Source organism: Xanthomonas pisi DSM 18956 (genome assembly GCF_001010415.1).
Lineage (GTDB): Bacteria > Pseudomonadota > Gammaproteobacteria > Xanthomonadales > Xanthomonadaceae > Xanthomonas > Xanthomonas pisi.
Map to the genome: position 1 here is coordinate 47700 of NZ_JPLE01000020.1, position 16302 is coordinate 64001.

14 protein-coding genes are annotated in these 16302 nt (G+C 65.0%); 11 read left to right on the forward strand and 3 right to left on the reverse strand.

Going from position 1 to position 16302, the window contains the following annotated elements; genetic code table 11:
• Nucleotides 1-43: 43 nt before the first annotated feature.
• Together Y887_RS05925 and Y887_RS05930 are read left to right on the forward strand one after the other, a co-directional pair.
• Complete coding sequence (locus tag Y887_RS05925) at nucleotides 44-1462, forward strand: cryptochrome/photolyase family protein (RefSeq protein WP_046963459.1); 1419 nt, start codon at nucleotides 44-46, stop codon at nucleotides 1460-1462.
• 265 nt (nucleotides 1463-1727) lie between these two features.
• Nucleotides 1728-2453, forward strand: a complete 726-nt coding sequence (locus Y887_RS05930) for a YiaD family glycine zipper/OmpA-like lipoprotein (protein ID WP_046963485.1) — start codon at nucleotides 1728-1730, stop codon at nucleotides 2451-2453.
• A 784-nt stretch (nucleotides 2454-3237) separates the two neighbouring features.
• Here the strand turns inward: Y887_RS05930 and Y887_RS05935 are convergent.
• Nucleotides 3238-4272 carry an XC_2801 family transcriptional regulator gene (locus tag Y887_RS05935; protein ID WP_003483593.1) on the reverse strand — a complete coding sequence of 345 codons (1035 nt, stop codon included), beginning with the start codon at nucleotides 4270-4272 and terminating at the stop codon, nucleotides 3238-3240.
• A gap of 130 nt (nucleotides 4273-4402) precedes the next feature.
• On the opposite strand from Y887_RS05935, the gene Y887_RS20930 reads away from it, so the two are divergent.
• From Y887_RS20930 to Y887_RS05960, 6 genes are all read left to right on the forward strand, one after another.
• Entirely contained in the window at nucleotides 4403-4630 is a 228-nt protein-coding gene (locus tag Y887_RS20930; protein ID WP_084725935.1) for a hypothetical protein, read from the forward strand.
• On the forward strand, nucleotides 4627-5400 hold the full coding sequence (locus tag Y887_RS05940; protein WP_046963460.1) for an SDR family NAD(P)-dependent oxidoreductase: 774 nt from the start codon (nucleotides 4627-4629) through the stop codon (nucleotides 5398-5400). The genes Y887_RS20930 and Y887_RS05940 overlap by 4 nt, the downstream gene beginning before the upstream one ends.
• Nucleotides 5397-6587 (forward strand): efflux RND transporter periplasmic adaptor subunit, encoded by a 1191-nt coding sequence (locus tag Y887_RS05945; RefSeq protein ID WP_046963461.1) that lies wholly within the window; start codon nucleotides 5397-5399, stop codon nucleotides 6585-6587. Before Y887_RS05940 ends, Y887_RS05945 begins: the two co-directional genes overlap by 4 nt.
• A 105-nt stretch (nucleotides 6588-6692) precedes the next feature.
• A complete protein-coding gene (locus Y887_RS05950; protein WP_046963462.1) occupies nucleotides 6693-9863 on the forward strand; it encodes an efflux RND transporter permease subunit in 3171 nt (1056 codons plus the stop codon).
• A 35-nt stretch (nucleotides 9864-9898) separates the two neighbouring features.
• Nucleotides 9899-10630 carry an SDR family oxidoreductase gene (locus Y887_RS05955; protein WP_046963463.1) on the forward strand — a complete coding sequence of 244 codons (732 nt, stop codon included), beginning with the start codon at nucleotides 9899-9901 and terminating at the stop codon, nucleotides 10628-10630.
• Nucleotides 10624-12048, forward strand: a complete 1425-nt coding sequence (locus Y887_RS05960) for an efflux transporter outer membrane subunit (protein ID WP_046963464.1) — start codon at nucleotides 10624-10626, stop codon at nucleotides 12046-12048. The genes Y887_RS05955 and Y887_RS05960 overlap by 7 nt, the downstream gene beginning before the upstream one ends.
• 85 nt (nucleotides 12049-12133) lie before the next feature.
• On the opposite strand, the gene Y887_RS05965 is transcribed toward Y887_RS05960, so the two are convergent.
• Nucleotides 12134-13108 (reverse strand): GGDEF domain-containing protein, encoded by a 975-nt coding sequence (locus Y887_RS05965; RefSeq protein ID WP_046963465.1) that lies wholly within the window; start codon nucleotides 13106-13108, stop codon nucleotides 12134-12136.
• 94 nt (nucleotides 13109-13202) lie between these two features.
• Here Y887_RS05965 and Y887_RS05970 point away from each other — a divergent pair, with 94 nt between their 5' ends.
• Nucleotides 13203-13508 carry a hypothetical protein gene (locus tag Y887_RS05970; RefSeq protein WP_104611402.1) on the forward strand — a complete coding sequence of 102 codons (306 nt, stop codon included), beginning with the start codon at nucleotides 13203-13205 and terminating at the stop codon, nucleotides 13506-13508.
• A gap of 250 nt (nucleotides 13509-13758) precedes the next feature.
• On the opposite strand, the gene Y887_RS05975 is transcribed toward Y887_RS05970, so the two are convergent.
• The gene (locus tag Y887_RS05975) at nucleotides 13759-15474 is read right to left on the reverse strand and encodes a sensor domain-containing diguanylate cyclase (protein WP_046963467.1); all 1716 of its coding nucleotides are present in this window, start codon (nucleotides 15472-15474) and stop codon (nucleotides 13759-13761) included.
• Nucleotides 15475-15618: 144 nt separating this feature from the next.
• Here Y887_RS05975 and Y887_RS05980 point away from each other — a divergent pair, with 144 nt between their 5' ends.
• Nucleotides 15619-15870 carry a hypothetical protein gene (locus tag Y887_RS05980; RefSeq protein ID WP_046963468.1) on the forward strand — a complete coding sequence of 84 codons (252 nt, stop codon included), beginning with the start codon at nucleotides 15619-15621 and terminating at the stop codon, nucleotides 15868-15870.
• Between the two features lie 216 nt (nucleotides 15871-16086).
• On the forward strand, nucleotides 16087-16257 hold the full coding sequence (locus Y887_RS20125) for a hypothetical protein (RefSeq protein ID WP_157004313.1): 171 nt from the start codon (nucleotides 16087-16089) through the stop codon (nucleotides 16255-16257).
• The last annotated feature ends 45 nt before the right edge of the window (nucleotides 16258-16302 follow it).

Here is a 16302-nt window from a genome sequence, read left to right on the forward strand (position 1 = left end):
GCTGGCTTATGCTGCGCAGCCTCACCGCCGTTGCCGAGTTCGCATGTCTCACGCCATCGTCTGGTTCCGTCGCGATCTGCGTCTGCAGGACAACCCGGCCCTGCGTGCCGCGCTCGATGCCGGGCATGACCCGATTCCGCTCTACATCGACGCACCGCACGAAGAAGGCGAGTGGGCGCCAGGCGCGGCCTCGCGCAGCTGGCGGCATCGCTCGCTGGCGGCGCTGGACAACGCGCTGCAGGCGCTGGGGAGCGGCCTGGTCGTGCGTGCCGGCGATAGCGCGCAGGTGCTGGATGAGGTGATCGCGCAGACCGGCGCGGTGGCGGTGTACTGGAACCGCAAATACGAACCGGCCACCCAGCCGCGCGATGCGCAGATCAAGCGCAGCCTGCGTGAGCGCGGCATCGAGGTACAAAGCTGCAATTCTGCGCTGCTGTTCGAGCCCTGGCAGTTGTCCACCCAGCAAGGTGGCCCGTACAAGGTATTTACCCCGTTCTGGCGCAACGCGCTGACCCAGCTGCAATTGCCCGCCGCGGTGCCTGCGCCGCGCAGCTTGCCGCCGTTGCCGGCAGCGCTGAAAACCGTTGCGCTGGAGTCGCTGGCCTTGCTGCCGCGCCTGAACTGGGACCACGGGTTCTGGGAGCACTGGCAGCCCGGTGAGGCCGGCGCGCATGAAATGCTGGAGATCTTCAGCGACGGTGCGCTCAACGGGTATCGCGAAAACCGCGACCGTCCCGATCGCGTCGGTACCTCGCAGCTATCGCCGCACCTGCACTTCGGCGAAATCGCACCGTGGCGCATCGCCGGCACGCTGGACGCGCAGCGCAATGCGCGCAATGGTGCCGAGATCGATGGCTATATCCGCCAATTGGGCTGGCGCGATTTTTCGTATCACCTGCTGCATCACTTTCCCGACACCACCAACCAGAATCTCAACCCGCGCTTCGAAGGGTTCGACTGGGCCAAGGCCGATCCGGTTGCGCTGCAGGCCTGGCAACGCGGCCGCACCGGCATTCCGATCGTCGATGCCGGCATGCGTCAGCTCTGGCACACCGGCTGGATGCACAACCGCGTGCGCATGATCGTGGCCAGTCTGCTGTGCAAGCACTTGCGCGTGCACTGGATCGAAGGCGCGCGCTGGTTCTGGGACACGCTGGTGGATGCGGACCTGGCCAACAACACCATGGGCTGGCAATGGGTGGCCGGCACCGGTGCCGATGCCGCACCGTATTTCCGCGTGTTCAACCCGGTGACGCAGTCGGAAAAATTCGATCCGCAGGCCGCGTACATCACGCGCTGGGTGCCCGAGCTCGGCAGGCTCGCGGTGAAGGAACGCTTTGCCCCCTGGCTGCACCCGTTGTCGCTCGCGCGCCTGGCACCGGAGTATCCGCGCACACCGATCATCGGTCTGGCAGAAGGGCGTGATGCGGCGTTGGCTGCATATGCAAAGACAAAGGGCTGACTGCAGCGCCCCTGCCAGTGCGCGCCGATATGTTTTTTTTTGCTGATACCTCGCGCCACGGGCGCGTCTTCGATGCGGCCATCTGGCGGTGCAGGCAGAGGTCGTTTTCGTCCTGTTTTCGCGTGTGATTGCCGAAAACGTTTTCCTGAATGGACGTCTATCCGCGCGGCGGCGACGGCCGGTTTCATCATGCGCCAGTCGCGTTGGTCTGTTTATCCTCGCCGACACGATTGAGCGCCGGATGTTCCGGCCACAGGAGAACACCATGTCCCCAGCAGCCACCAAGAGTCTCGCCGTTGCCCTGGCCAGCGCCATCGCGCTGTCCGCCTGCGCCACCGGGGGCTCGTATGTGCAGCGCGATCAATATGGCGACCAGACGCAGCAACAGAACCGGACCGGCCGCAATGCGCTGATCGGCACCGCGATCGGTGTGGCTGCCGGTCTGCTCACCGGCGACAGCGCCACCGAGCGTCGTCAGCACGCGATGGTCGGCGCCGGCATCGGCGCGCTCAGCGGCGCGGCGATTGGCCAGTACCAGGACCGTCAGGAACGTGCGTTGCGCGAGCGCACCGCCAACACCGGTATCGACGTGCAGCGCCAGGGCGACAACATCACCTTGAACCTGCCCGACGGCATCACCTTCGACTTCGGCAAGTCTGCGTTGAAGCCGCAGTTCTATGGCGCGCTCAATGGCGTGGCATCGACCTTGCGCGAGTACAACCAGACCATGGTGGAAGTGGTGGGTCATACCGATAGCGTCGGCAGCGATGCGGTGAACCAGCGCCTGTCCGAAGAACGTGCCGGCGCAGTTGCACAGTATCTGACCGCACAGGGCGTGCAGCGCGAGCGCATGGAAACCATGGGCGCCGGCAAGCGCTATCCGATTGCCGACAACAGCACCGACGCCGGCCGCGCGCAGAATCGTCGCGTCGAAATCCGTCTGATTCCGTTGCGTGCCGAAGGCGCTGCCAGCAATACCGGCATGCGTTGATGTGATGCGTTGAATTGTGGCGAGTTGATTGACTGACTCGCGATGTATCGAAAAACAGGCCGCGAAAGCGGCCTGTTTTTATGATCCATGGTTTGTTGATCAAGAGCGGTAACCCAATCGCTTCGGTATAGAGCGGCTGGTCTGCACGACTTGAATTCTCGAACCTTCTTACCCTATCGACTGCTGCACCACAGAGCGGCGGATCTGCGACGTGGCAGCAGGGCCCTTGCCCGCCCACCATCGCGGGACACGCTGCAAGTACGTCCATGTAAGCTCTAGCGCGGCATCCATGCCGCTTAAGGTCCCGCGACGGTGGGCGGCCAAGGACCAGTCGAGATGGTCGGTGTGCAGGGTGCAGGGTGCAGGCAATGCATGATGTACGTTGTTCGGATACAGCGCGTCCGATCAGTTTTCCGACGCGGATCATCTTCCTAGCGCAGGCCGAGCGACGGACGAGCATTTAAAAAAACAACCGATCAATTTACTGGTGCGGTGTCCTCACCGATTGCGGGACCGTGTGGCGGCATGGATGCCGCCACCGAGCCTCCAAGGACGGATTCACGGCGTGTCCCGCGAGCGGTGAGTGCACCGCGCACTCGATTAACTAAGCTTTTGATCTAAATAGTTGCGGAATTCTGCGCCACTCAAAGGCTTGGCTCTGTATTGCTTTGATGCAGCCACATCGGCAGTCAACTATCGCTCGCAGACGTACCCTCATCCGCCCTTCGGGCACCTTCTCCCGAGGGGAGAAGGGGGCTCCGTTGAGGGAATTTTTGATTCGGTATTACGCCGTGACGTTTTCCAGAATGCGTTTGCCCTCGGCACGCAGTTCCGCTTCTGCGCCCACTTCGACTTTCGCATCGTTGTCGGCTTTCTGTGCGGCCAGACGGGCCGGACACTGCGCCATCATGTAGTCCGCGTCGAAGTTCATCCGGGTGACCAGGAAGTCCACGAACGCGCGCACTTTCGGCGACACCAGGCGGCCGCCGGCAAACACCGCATTGAAATCCACTTCCGGCCCGGTCCAGCCAGCGAGCACGCGGCGCACCAGACCCGATTGCACGAAGGGTTTGGCCATCACATCGCCGGTCAGCAACAGCCCTTCGCCGCATAACACCGCACCGTTGAGCGCGGCCGGGTCATTGGCCACCATCAGTGGATTGACCGGAAAATCGCGCACATCGCTGCCGTCGCTGAGCGACCAGAAAAAACGGTTGTTGTGCACGTTGCGGTTCTTGCGCAGCGCCAGCGTGCGATGGAATTGCAGCTCGTCCGGATGCAGCGGTTCGCCATAGCGTTCGATATACGACGGGCTGGCGAACACCTGCGTGCGCAGGCTGCCGAGCTTGCGTGCGACCAGGTTGGAATCGGGCAGGGCACCGACGCGCAGTGCCAGATCGGCTTCGCCGCCGATCAGGTCCAGCTTCTCGTTGCCCAGATGCATATCCAGCTGGATTTCCGGGTATTGCGCGTGGAATTCGCCCAACAGCGGCGCGATCCAGGTGATGCCCAGCGAATACGGCACGGTGAAACGCAACCACCCGCGCGGGCCCGATTGCAGTTGCCCCACCGCACTCTCGGCTTCTTCCAGTTCGCGGGCGATGCGCTGGCAATGTTCGTGGTACACCGAGCCGGCTTCGGTCAGCCCGATGCGCCGCGTGGTTCGGTGCAACAGGCGCGCACCCAGGCGCGTCTCCAGTTCCTGCACCTTGCGGCTGACGGTGGTCTTGGGTAGGCCAAGCGCGTTGGCGGCGGCGATGAAGCTGCCTTGTTCGACCACCTTGACGAAGATCAGGGTGTCGTTGAGATCGTGTGTCATGGCACTGCCTTCCGGGGGGTCAGGAGGGATTAGACCGCTTACGGGACGATTATTCCCCTAAATCCGGACTAATCAAGTGCTGCTTTGAGGCCTAGCTTATGCGGCATCCCTTCTACGCAGGAGCACGGCCATGTGGTTGTGCGATGTCTTCGGCTTGTCCTCCACGTCCCGCAGTGCCATCGAAAGCGCCTTCGATCCGGTGGTTTCCCCGGCAAGAAGCCCGCGGGCCAGCGTTTCGCGAGGCTTTGCCGTGTCGCCGAAGCGGCAGGCCGGCGGTGCGCCGACACAGCGAACTGGACTGCAGGCGCGCTGGGCGCAGCGCGGAATTGTCCCGATGTCGGGAGTGAAAGTCCCATGACCGGGATGGTCCAATCCGAAACCGTCGTGATCGGCGGGGCGGGCAACGTGGGTGCCGGGATCGTGACCGCGCTGCTCGACGCCGGCATGCCGGTGCTGGTGATTGGACGCGATGCCGCCAAGCTCGACGCGCTGCGCGCGCAGCATGGCAATGCGGCGCTGCTGGACACCCTGCAAGGCTCGGTGGCCGATGACGCTTCGGCGCAGGCACTGGCCACCGAGCTGGCGCAGCGCCCGCGCCCGCTGGGTGCGGTCATTGCCAGCCTGGGCAGCCCGTTGAAGGCCGGGCGCCTGCTGGACCGGCCGGTGACGGCACTGCGTCGGCGCCTGGAGCGCGATGTGCTGCCGCATCTGGCTGCGGCGCGTCATCTGCTGCCGCTGCTGGCCGAAGCCGACGGTGGCGGCCGCTATCTGTTGCTGGGCAGCCCGTGCGCGCTGCGCGCCTGGGCGGCACACGGCGACATCTCGGTGGCCGCGGCTGCCATCCGCATGCTCGCCCAGGTGCTGCATGAAGAAGCCAAACCGCTGGGCGTGCGCGTGCATCTGCTCTCGGTCGAACAACCGGTATGTACGCCGGGCCGCGCCAAGGACGCGTGCCCGGAATGGATTCGCGCCGTCGATGTCGGCCGCGCCGCGGTCTCGCTCATCACCGGGCCTGGCCAGCCCGCACAACCCATCGTGACCGTCAGCCGTCGTCTTTCCACCGCCCCGTCGGTGGACCGGCTGGCCGGCCTGCATTTGCCCATCCCCACTCGAGAGATCTCACCATGACCCCGAACGCCACCCCGTTCCGTTTTCCAATGCGTACTGTTCTGACGGGCGCCGTGCTCGCGGTCGTGCTTGCCGCCTGCGGCGGTGGTGCCGCGCAGACCGGCGCGCCGCCGCCGCCCAGCGTCAGCGTCGCACCGGTGCTGATGAAGGAGATCAACCAGTGGGACGAATTCAGCGGCCGCATCGAGGCGGTGCAAAGCGTCGAATTGCGCCCGCGCGTGTCCGGTTACATCGACAAGGTGAACTACACCGAAGGCGCCGAAGTGAAAAAGGGCGATGTGCTCTTCAGCATCGACGACCGTAGCTACCGCGCCGAATTCGCCCGCGCCAACGCAGCGATGGTGCGGGCGCGCACGCAGGCCACGCTGGCGCGCAGCGAAGCGGCACGTGCACGCAAACTCTCCGATCAGCAGGCCATTTCCACCGAAATCTGGGAACAGCGTCGCGCCGCCGCCGACCAGGCCGATGCCGACCTGCTGGCCGCACAGGCCGCGGTGGACACCGCCAAGCTCAACCTGGACTGGAGCCGCGTGCGTGCGCCGATCGATGGCCGCGCCGGGCGTGCGATGGTCACCGCCGGCAACCTGGTCACTGCCGGCGACAGCGCCAGCGTGCTGACCACGCTGGTGTCGCTGGACAAGGTGTTCGTCTACTTCGATGCCGACGAAGGCACCTTCCTGCGCTACTCGCAGATGGCCCGCAACGGCGAGCGTCCGGACGAGCGCGGTGGTCAATTGCCGGTGCGCATCGGCCTGGTCGGCGAGCAGGGCTTTCCGCACGCCGGGCGCGTGGATTTCCTGGATAACCAGGTGACCCGCAGCACCGGCACCATCCGCGTCCGTGCCGTGCTCGACAACGCGCAGCGGCAGTTCACGCCGGGTCTGTATGCGCACGTACAGCTGTTGGGCAGCGGCCAGTTCAAGGCCATGCTGGTCGACGAAAAAGCCGTGTTGACCGACCAAGACCGCAAGTACGTCTACGTGGTCGACAAGGACGGCAAGGCGCAGCGCCGCGATGTGGAACTCGGTCGCAGCGCCGACGGGCTACGCATCGTGCGCAAGGGCCTGGCTGCCGGCGACCGCGTCGTGGTCGATGGCGTGCAGAAGATCTTCATGCCCGGCATGCCGGTCGATGCCAAGGCCGTGGCCATGGCCGCGACACCGGACAAGCGCACCGCGTCGAACTGATTCATCGCTGCATCGCGTTTTCGACCACCGGCCTGGTGACCAGGCCGGTCCGGGGCCGCCGTGCCGCGCCGCCACCTGGCGGCAACCTCTTTCAGGACCACCCCAATGGACTTTTCCCGTTTTTTCATCGACCGGCCGATCTTTGCCGCGGTGCTGTCGATCATCATCTTCGCGGCTGGCCTGATCGCCATGCCGCTGTTGCCCATCAGCGAATACCCCGAAGTGGTACCGCCGAGCGTGCAGGTGCGCGCGGTGTATCCGGGCGCCAACCCCAAGGTCATCGCCGAGACCGTCGCCACGCCGCTTGAGGAGGCGATCAACGGCGTCGAAAACATGATGTACATGAAGTCGGTCGCCGGCTCCGATGGCGTGCTGATGGTCACCGTGACCTTCAAGCCGGGCACCGATCCGGACCAGGCGCAGGTGCAGGTGCAGAACCGCGTCAGTCAGGCGCAGGCGCGCCTGCCCGAAGACGTGCGCCGCCAGGGCGTCACCACGCAGAAGCAATCGCCGACGCTGACCATGGTGGTGCATCTGACCTCGCCCAAGGGCAAGTACGACTCGCTGTACCTGAGCAACTACGCCACCTTGAAGGTCAAGGACGAGCTGTCGCGCCTGCCGGGCGTTGGCCAGATCCGGGTCTTCGGTGCCGGCGACTACGCCATGCGCATCTGGTTGAACCCGGACAAGGTCGCCGCGCGCGGGCTCACCGCCAGCGATGTGGTCGCCGCCATCCGCGAGCAGAACGTGCAGGTCTCCGCCGGCCAGCTCGGCGCCGAGCCGATGCCCAACAAGAGCGACTTCCTGCTCTCGATCAATGCGCAGGGCCGCCTCACCACCGAAGAAGAATTCGGCAACATCGTGATCCGCAGCGGCAACAGCGGCGAGATCGTGCGCCTGAGCGACGTGGCACGCCTGGAACTGGGTGCCGGCAACTACACCTTGCGCTCGCAGCTGGACAACCAGAACGCGGTGGGCATGGGCGTGTTCCAGTCGCCGGGTGCCAACGCGATCGAGCTGTCGGACGCCGTGCGCGCCAAGATGGCGGAGCTGGAAAAGCAGTTCCCGCAGGACATGGCCTGGTCGGCGGCGTATGACCCCACCGTGTTCGTGCGCGACTCGATCAGCGCGGTGGTGCACACGCTGCTGGAGGCGGTGCTGCTGGTGGTGCTGGTGGTGATCCTGTTCCTGCAGACCTGGCGCGCCTCGATCATTCCGTTGCTGGCGGTGCCGGTATCGGTGGTGGGCACATTCGCGGCCCTGTACCTGCTGGGTTTCTCGATCAATACCTTGAGCCTGTTCGGCCTGGTGCTGGCGATCGGCATCGTGGTCGACGATGCGATCGTGGTGGTGGAAAACGTCGAGCGCAATATCGAAGAAGGCCTCACCCCGCTGGCGGCCGCGCATCAGGCGATGCGCGAGGTGTCCGGGCCGATCATCGCCATCGCGCTGGTGCTGTGCGCGGTGTTCGTGCCGATGGCGTTCCTGTCGGGCGTGACCGGCCAGTTCTACAAGCAGTTCGCGGTGACCATCGCCATCTCCACGGTGATTTCGGCGATCAACTCGCTGACCCTGTCGCCGGCGCTGGCCGCGATGTTGCTCAAGGCGCACGACGCACCCAAGGATGGCCCGTCGCGTTTGATCGACCGTCTGTTCGGCTGGTTGTTCCGTCCGTTCAACCGCTTCTTCAACAGCAGCTCGCACAAGTACCAGGGTGCGGTGTCGCGCACGTTGAGCAAGCGCGGTGCGGTGTTCATGGTGTACCTGCTGCTGTTGGTGGGCGCCGGTTTCATGTTCAAGATCGTGCCGGGCGGTTTCATTCCGACCCAGGACAAGCTGTACCTGATCGCCGGTACCAAACTGCCTGAGGGCGCCTCGCTGGAGCGTACCAATGAGGTGATCCGCCAGATCAGCCAGATCGCGATGCAGACCGAAGGCGTGGATCACACGATCGCGTTCCCCGGGTTGAATCCGCTGCAGTTCACCAACACGCCCAATACCGGCACGGTGTTCATCACGCTCAAGCCGTTCAGTCAGCGCACCCGCAGCGCCGTGCAGATCAATGCCGAGCTCAACGCGCGCATCAGCCAGATCCAGCAGGGTTTTGCGTTCGCCTTCATGCCGCCGCCGATTCTGGGCCTGGGGCAGGGCTCGGGCTACTCGCTGTATATCCAGGACCGTGCGGGTCTGGGTTATGGCCAGTTGCAGAGTGCGGTGAATGCGATGTCCGGTGCGATTTCGCAGACGCCGGGCATGCAGTTCCCGATCGGCACCTACCAGGCCAACGTGCCACAGCTCGACGCCAAGGTCGATCGCGACAAGGCCAAGGCGCAGGGCGTGCCGCTGACCAACCTGTTCGACACGCTGCAGACCTACCTGGGTTCGTCGTACATCAACGACTTCAATCGCTTCGGTCGCACCTATCAGGTGATCGCCCAGGCCGATGGACAGTTCCGCGACAGCGTCGAAGACATCGCCAACCTGCGTACCCGCAATGCCAATGGCGAAATGGTGCCGATCGGCAGCATGGTCACGCTGGGCCAGACCTACGGCCCGGATCCGGTGATCCGCTACAACGGCTACCCGGCCGCCGACCTGATCGGTGAAGCGGACCCGCGCGTGCTGTCGTCCACCGAGGCGATGCACACGCTGGCCGGCATGGCGCCGAAGGTGTTGCCCAACGGCATGAACATCGAGTGGACCGACCTGAGCTATCAGCAGTCGACCCAAGGCAACTCGGCGTTGATCGTGTTCCCGATGGCGGTGTTGCTGGCGTTCCTGGTATTGGCCGCGTTGTACGAAAGCTGGACCCTGCCACTGGCGGTGATCCTGATCGTGCCGATGACCTTGCTGTCTGCATTGTTCGGTGTGTGGCTCACCGGTGGCGACAACAACGTATTCGTGCAGGTGGGCCTGGTGGTGTTGATGGGCCTGGCGTGCAAGAACGCGATCCTGATCGTGGAGTTTGCTCGCGAGCTGGAGATGCATGGCAAGGGCATCGTGGAAGCGGCGCTGGAAGCCTGCCGCCTGCGTCTGCGCCCGATCGTGATGACCTCCATCGCCTTCATCGCCGGCACCGTGCCGCTGGTGTTCGGCCATGGCGCCGGCGCCGAAGTGCGCTCGGTCACCGGGATCACCGTATTCGCCGGCATGCTGGGCGTGACCTTGTTCGGCCTGTTCCTGACCCCTGTGTTCTACGTGGCGCTGCGCAAGTGGGTCACCCGTCGCGGGCCTGCTGCACCGGCTGCCGTTTCGCATGACGCCGTGAAGGCGTAAGCCAGTCACTTCCCCCATTCAAGAGGATTCACCACATGAGCAACACCAAGATCGCACTGGTCACCGGCGCTACCCGCGGCATTGGCCTGGAAACCGTTCGTCAACTCGCACAGGCCGGCGTGCATACCTTGCTGGCCGGTCGCAAGCGCGATGACGCGGTGGCCGCCGCGCTCAAGCTGCAGGCCGAAGGCCTGCCGGTGGAGGCGATTCAACTGGACGTCAACGACGACATCAGCATCGCTGCGGCGGTCGGCACGGTGAAGGAGCGTCACGGCCACCTGGACATCCTGGTCAACAACGCCGGCATCATGATCGATGACATCCAGCGCAAGCCGTCCGAGCAAAGCCTGGATACCTGGAAGCGCACCTTCGATACCAATCTGTTTGCGGTGGTCGGCGTGACAAAGGCGTTCCTGCCGCTGCTGCAGCGTTCGCTGGCCGGTCGCATCGTCAATGTGTCCAGCATTCTCGGCTCGCTGACGCTGCACAGCGACCCCGGCTCGCCGATCTACAGTTTCAAGGTGCCGGCCTACAACGCATCCAAGAGCGCCTTGAACAGCTGGACCGTGCATCTTGCCTACGAGCTGCGCGACACCTCGATCAAGGTCAATACCATCCATCCCGGCTACGTCAAAACCGACATGAACGGTGGCGAGGGCGAGATCGACATCGAGCAGGGCGCGCACAGCAGCGTGCAGATGGCATTGATCGATGCGCACGGCCCGACCGGCAGCTTTACCCATCTGGGAGACACCTTGCCATGGTAAGAACATTGCTTGGCGCGGCGCTGGCCGCGCTGGTGCTCAGCGGTTGCGCGGTGGGGCCCGATTACCGGCCCGACCCGCCGCCGCCGGTCACGCTGCAGGGCGCGCAGGATGCCTCCTTCAGCGCTGCATCCGTCGTCGGCAACTGGTGGTCGCAGTTCGACGACCCGGTGCTGGAGCAGCTGGTGCGCGATGCCTTGTTCGCCAACCACGATCTGCGTATTGCGGTGTCGCGGGTGAAGCAGGCGCGTGCGGTGTTCGTGGAGCGTCGTCTCGACCAGGCCCCACACATCACCGCCCAGGGCAGCTTCGACCGACGCGAGCAGCAGCAGGTGATTGCCGGGAATCAGCGCTTCCTGACCGAGCAGACCACCCTGGGCCTGGATGCGGCCTGGGAACTGGATCTGTTCGGCCGTCAGCGCCGCGCCTCGGAAGCGGCGCGCGCCGACCTGGATGCCGAGCAGGCCAACCTGCAGGACGTGCAGGTCACGGTCGCGGCCGAAGTGGCGCGCAATTATTTCCAATTGCGCGGCACCCAGAAGCAGCTCGATGTCTCCAAGCGCACCCTGACCAACCTGCGCGACACCCAGAAGCTGACGCAGACGCGTTGGGATCTGGGGGCTGGCAGCGAGCTGGATGTGCAGAGCAGCCTGGCGCGGTTGAAGGCGATCGAGGCGGATATTCCGTTGCTGGAAACCGCCGAGGCGCAATACCGGCACCGGCTTGCCGTATTGCTTGGCCAACAGCCGAATGCGCTGGACGCCACCCTGGTCGCACGCGCCATGCCGGCGTTCGCGCGCCCGTTGCCGTTGGGCGATACCGCAGGATTGCTGCGTCAGCGCCCTGACGTGCGCAGTGCCGAACGCCGTCTGGCCGCAGCCACCGCGCAGGTTGGCGTGGCCACGGCCGATCTGTTCCCGCGCATCAGCGTCAGCGGGTTTGTCGGCTTTCTGTCCGGCGATGCGGCCAGGTTGACCCAGGGCAATGCAAAGGCCTGGTCGGTCACCCCGTCGATCAGCTGGGCCGCGTTCGACTTCGGGACCGTGCGTGCACGCCTGCGTGCCAGCAAGGCGCAGGCCGACGGTGCGTTGGCGCAGTACCAGCAAGCGGTCTTGCTGGCGCTGGAAGACACCGAAAACGCCTTGATCGGCTATGGCCGTCAGCAGGCGCGCCTGGCGATCGTGGTGGACCAGGCCAATGCGGCGCGGCGTGCCGAAGCGCTGGCGCAGATCCGCTACCGCGAGGGTTCGGAAGACTTCCTGACCTTGCTGGATGCACAACGCACCCAGCTGGCGGCAGACGATGCGTTGGCGCAGGCCGAGGCGGCAGTCAATGTCGGCGTGGTCGGTGTGTACAAGGCCTTGGGTGGCTGGAAGCAGGGTGAAGCACCCGCCGCACCGGTGGCCGTGGTCAATCGGTGAACGCTGGACGGGGCGGCCGTCGGGTCGCCCCGTCTGCTAGAAGATCGTCGTCGTTGATGGTGCGATCCAGCCAGCAGCGCTGCGCTCAGTCGGCAACCCGCACGCTGTCGCGGCCGCTGTTCTTGGCCAGATACAGTGCTGCATCGGCACGCGAAAACCAGTCTTGCCAATGGGTCTCGCCATCGTGGCGTGCTGCTCCCAGCGAGACCGTGATGCGCCCACCCGGACCACGCAAACCACTGCGGATCACCTTGCGCAAGCGCTCGGTGGCCGCTTCCAGTTCCGCCAGCGAACCGGCGCGCAGCAGCACCACGAATTCTTCGCCGCCGAACCGGAACACCTGATGCGGCTCGCGCACTTCGTAGCGCAGGATGGTTGCCAGATCCGACAGCGCCGCATCGCCGGCGGCATGCCCGTACAGATCGTTGACCTCCTTGAAATGATCCAGGTCCAGGATGATCAGGCTGTTGAGCCGGTCCTGCGGTTGGCGCTGATCGATCTGATGGGTCAGTGCGCGTTCGAGCATGCGTCGGTTGGGCAAGCCGGTCAGTGCGTCCAGCGAGGCCAGCTCTTCCAGATGCACGCGGTCGTCCTGCATGCGCAGCGAGAACGAATACCCCACCGCCAGCGTCACCAGCGTCACCACCACGGTCGACACCCCCTGGCCGGGGCTGACGATCAGACCGGGCAAGAACAGCAATGCCGCCATCAATGGCAGGCTCAGCAACACCGCACGCTGCGGCCCGCACAGAAAATAATTGGTCGCCAGCACCGGAAACAGCCAGGGCAGGGCACCATCGCCCCCGGTCCAGCAGGCCACCAGGCAGCCGGCGACATTGATCGACGCCAGCCAGACACCGCCGGCACCCGTGCGTTCGGCCGTGCGCATCTGCCAGCCACGCCAGATCGCCAGCATCCCCAGCGCTGCGGTGATGAGGCACGCAATCGCCTGGCCGGTCATGGCCAGATACACCGCATAGAGGCAAAGCAACAGCGCGGTGATTGGCCCAAGCATCTTGACGATGCCGAGGCGGAAATCCCGCCGCAGGTGGAGGATCACAGGCAAGGTTCTGTCGGAGTCGGCATCATTATCGGCCGGCCTGTGCGAAAGTTGAGCATGCAGTTGCCGCTGCGGCGGGTAGGAAAATGAAGCGTTGCATGGCAAGGCTTCGCGCATCCTTGACGGCCTTGCCGCGACCGTAGCGACTTTGATGTTGGAGCCTGTTATGCCTAAACGCGAAGAGCTCCAGACGCGCCTGGACGCGTTGCAGGACGAACTGCCGCAGCTGCCTGCCGATGAAGATGCGGATTTTGACTATCTGGATTTCCAGGCGCGCGCCGAAGCGGTGCTGCGCAGCGCCGACCCCGAAGATGCGGCCTATGTGCGTACCCGCATCGACGGCATGCTGGCGGGCGCTGGTCTGATTCCCACCGACGAAGGGGGGCGCGCCTGTCGGTGATGCCGCGCTGCTCGAAGCAGGCTGGCGCGCAGGGTGGGGACGGTGAACGCCCGTTTCGGCACGGTGTGTGGGCTGCGGCCCACCAGTGCAACGGTACGCAGCGAACGGTCGGGCTCGATCTGTCGCAGACCGCTATAAGCGGAACCGCAGAGTTGCACCTGGGTCGCCAGGCGCCTGACAGACCACCGACGCCTGGCTGGAGGTCTGACCAAGCGCGTCAAGGCCAGGTTCGCTACATCTCTTCCTGCCTTCAGGGTTTCTGCGCATAGTCGGCGTCCGCAGCCTCCGGTGCGCTGACCACCTGATTGCGCCCGGCCTGCTTGGCCCGGTACAACGCCTCGTCCGCGCGCCGCAGCAGTTGCGCCGCAGTGCCCGCGTGTTGGGGAAAGCTCGCCGCACCAAACGAGGCGGTGATCTTCGGCAGCGATACGCCATCGGCCATCACCTGCAAGGCCTCGATCCCGGCGCGCAGCTTCTCGGCCATCCTGCGCGCCGTTGCCAGATCCACTTCCGGCAGGATGATCGTCAATTCTTCGCCGCCGTAGCGGCAGCAGATATCTTCACCGCGGGTCTGCGTCAGCAACAGTTCGCCGATGGCCGCCAGCACGCGGTCGCCGCCACTGTGCCCATGCAGATCGTTGAAGCGCTTGAAGTGGTCGACGTCCAGCATCAGCACCGACAACGGCTGCTCCCGGCGCGTGCAGCGCGCCAGTTCGTGATTGAGCGCCTCTTCCAGATAGCGGCGGTTGTACAGGCCGGTCAGTGGATCGCGGATCGATTGCTGGCGCAGTGTTTCGCGCAGACGCAGGCTATGCAGCGCCAGCGAGAGTTGTTCGGCCGCCGCTTCGGCAACGGTCAGTGAGCTCAGGCCACCGGGTTGGTCGCTACGCAGCGCCAACATGCCCAGTTGCGTGCCTTGAGCCGACAACGGAATGCACACCGTACTGGCGTGCGTCGGAAGATTGGCGTCGGCATGGCGACACAGCATGCCCTGGCTGGCATCTTCCACCACGTGCGTACGATCGCGGCGCAGCGCCCAGCACGTCTCCGGTGCGATGCTTGCGCTGTCGCCGTCGGCCATCGCGCCCCACGCCACGACCTGCTCGGCGCGATCGCGCGATGCGCGTAGCAGATACACCGCGCCGGCCGCGCCGGGAATCAGCGGCGCAATCGTGCGTGCGGTGATTTCCAGCGCTTCTTCGGCGTCGCGGCAGTTCTGCAGCAGTCCCGAGTAGCGTGCCAGCGCTTCCAGTCCCGCAGAGGTGCGCTCCAGCGCCGCAAACGATTCGACCAACCGCTCGCTGGTATGGCTGGCATCGTCCTCGGCACGCACGCGGCGTTGCAGCTCGCGCGCCAACAAGCGGTAGGCCAGCAGCATCACCAGCAGCCCGCTGACGATGCCGATCACGGTCATCCGCAGCACCCACCGCGCACTGAGTGCATTGGTCTGCGTCCGCTTCACCAGCTGATGACGTTCCAGCTCGGTCATGGTTTGCACCTGGCGCCGCAATGCCGAGGAGGTCTGGAACACGCCGCGGGCGATCGACCCGCGCGCGCCATCCAGGCCATGGCTGCGGTAGCTGTGCAGCAGATCGTTGATCTGCACCAGTCGCGTCTCCACCAATCGGTTGAGCTCACGCGCATTGCGTCCCTGTACCGGGTTGTCCTGTACCAGCGCCTCCAGCCGCACGATGCGCTCGGGCAGGCGCCCGATCGCATCGGCATAGACGCCCAAGAACGCCTCGTTGTCGGTCAGCACGTAGCCGCGTACCGACGACTCCGCCGACAGCAGCCCGGCCTGGATTTCGTCGATGCCCGCGAGGACCTCCTGGGTGTGCGTGACCCAGCCCGCATCGGCCAGCGAGCGCTGCGTGGTGAAGTAGCCGCCGATACCGATCACCACGAAGATGGCCCCGCCCAGCAGCAGCGCTCCGGCGGCATGACGTTTTGCTTGTTTGGTCAACACCGTGTTCCCCAACACCGATGGTATGGTTGAGGTCGATGCAAGCGGCGTGCCTCAATTGTCCAGTCAGCTGGCAGACGGGGGCGGGACTCGCCGCCGCGATCTCGCGACGGTATGCTCATCACGCACCGCAGAGCCGAGCACAGTTTGGTTATTTTTCTTGGAAACTATCAGCTGATTTGCCATGCCGCCCCAAGCCGTGGCATCGACGCGACCTGGAGCGCGGACTGGCGCATCGAACAGATCGGCATGGGCAGGAAAACCGGTGAACTCGCAGGCGCCACGCTTGCGCGCACGTTTCCCGATCACCGCAGCGCCATGTCGGCCGCGCGCAGCGCCGGCATGGTGACCCTGGAAGCCATGCACGCCGAAGCGCAACGGCAGCTCGACTACAGCTGAGTCGAAGACGGGTTGCATCGGCCCAGTCCCAGCTTGCGGCCAACCGCGACCCCAGCCTGGCACCCAATGGTCGGGCAGCGCATCGTGTGACGTTGCGGCTTCCGAATCTGCTTGCCTGCTCCAACCTGTACCAACCCGGATCGGGTGCGGCACGCTGGCACGCAGTTTGCTTCGTCTGCATCAGGAGCGCTGGGGAGCGCTGTCGGACCACTTGCAATGGATGAACCCAACAAGAGTGCCCTGGTCCTGCTGCAGCAGGAGGCGACCGAGCTGCTCGCATTGTTCGACCAACTGCGCGGCGACCTCCCATCGGCGCGCGCGCGTGATGGCGCGACCTGCGCGTCCATCGTCACCACATCCGAACCGACCGACTGCGTCACTAACTGACGCGGCCGGTGGTGGTGATCGCCGACGCCTCCTGTGCGAGCTGAT

Coding starts and splice junctions, on each gene's coding strand:
- Y887_RS05925 (WP_046963459.1), top strand. CDS start 44: ATGTCTCACGCCATCGTCTGGTTCCGTCGCGATCTGCGTCTGCAGGAC.
- Y887_RS05930 (WP_046963485.1), top strand. CDS start 1,728: ATGTCCCCAGCAGCCACCAAGAGTCTCGCCGTTGCCCTGGCCAGCGCC.
- Y887_RS05935 (WP_003483593.1), bottom strand. CDS start 4,272: ATGACACACGATCTCAACGACACCCTGATCTTCGTCAAGGTGGTCGAA.
- Y887_RS20930 (WP_084725935.1), top strand. CDS start 4,403: ATGTGGTTGTGCGATGTCTTCGGCTTGTCCTCCACGTCCCGCAGTGCC.
- Y887_RS05940 (WP_046963460.1), top strand. CDS start 4,627: ATGACCGGGATGGTCCAATCCGAAACCGTCGTGATCGGCGGGGCGGGC.
- Y887_RS05945 (WP_046963461.1), top strand. CDS start 5,397: ATGACCCCGAACGCCACCCCGTTCCGTTTTCCAATGCGTACTGTTCTG.
- Y887_RS05950 (WP_046963462.1), top strand. CDS start 6,693: ATGGACTTTTCCCGTTTTTTCATCGACCGGCCGATCTTTGCCGCGGTG.
- Y887_RS05955 (WP_046963463.1), top strand. CDS start 9,899: ATGAGCAACACCAAGATCGCACTGGTCACCGGCGCTACCCGCGGCATT.
- Y887_RS05960 (WP_046963464.1), top strand. CDS start 10,624: ATGGTAAGAACATTGCTTGGCGCGGCGCTGGCCGCGCTGGTGCTCAGC.
- Y887_RS20125 (WP_157004313.1), top strand. CDS start 16,087: ATGGATGAACCCAACAAGAGTGCCCTGGTCCTGCTGCAGCAGGAGGCG.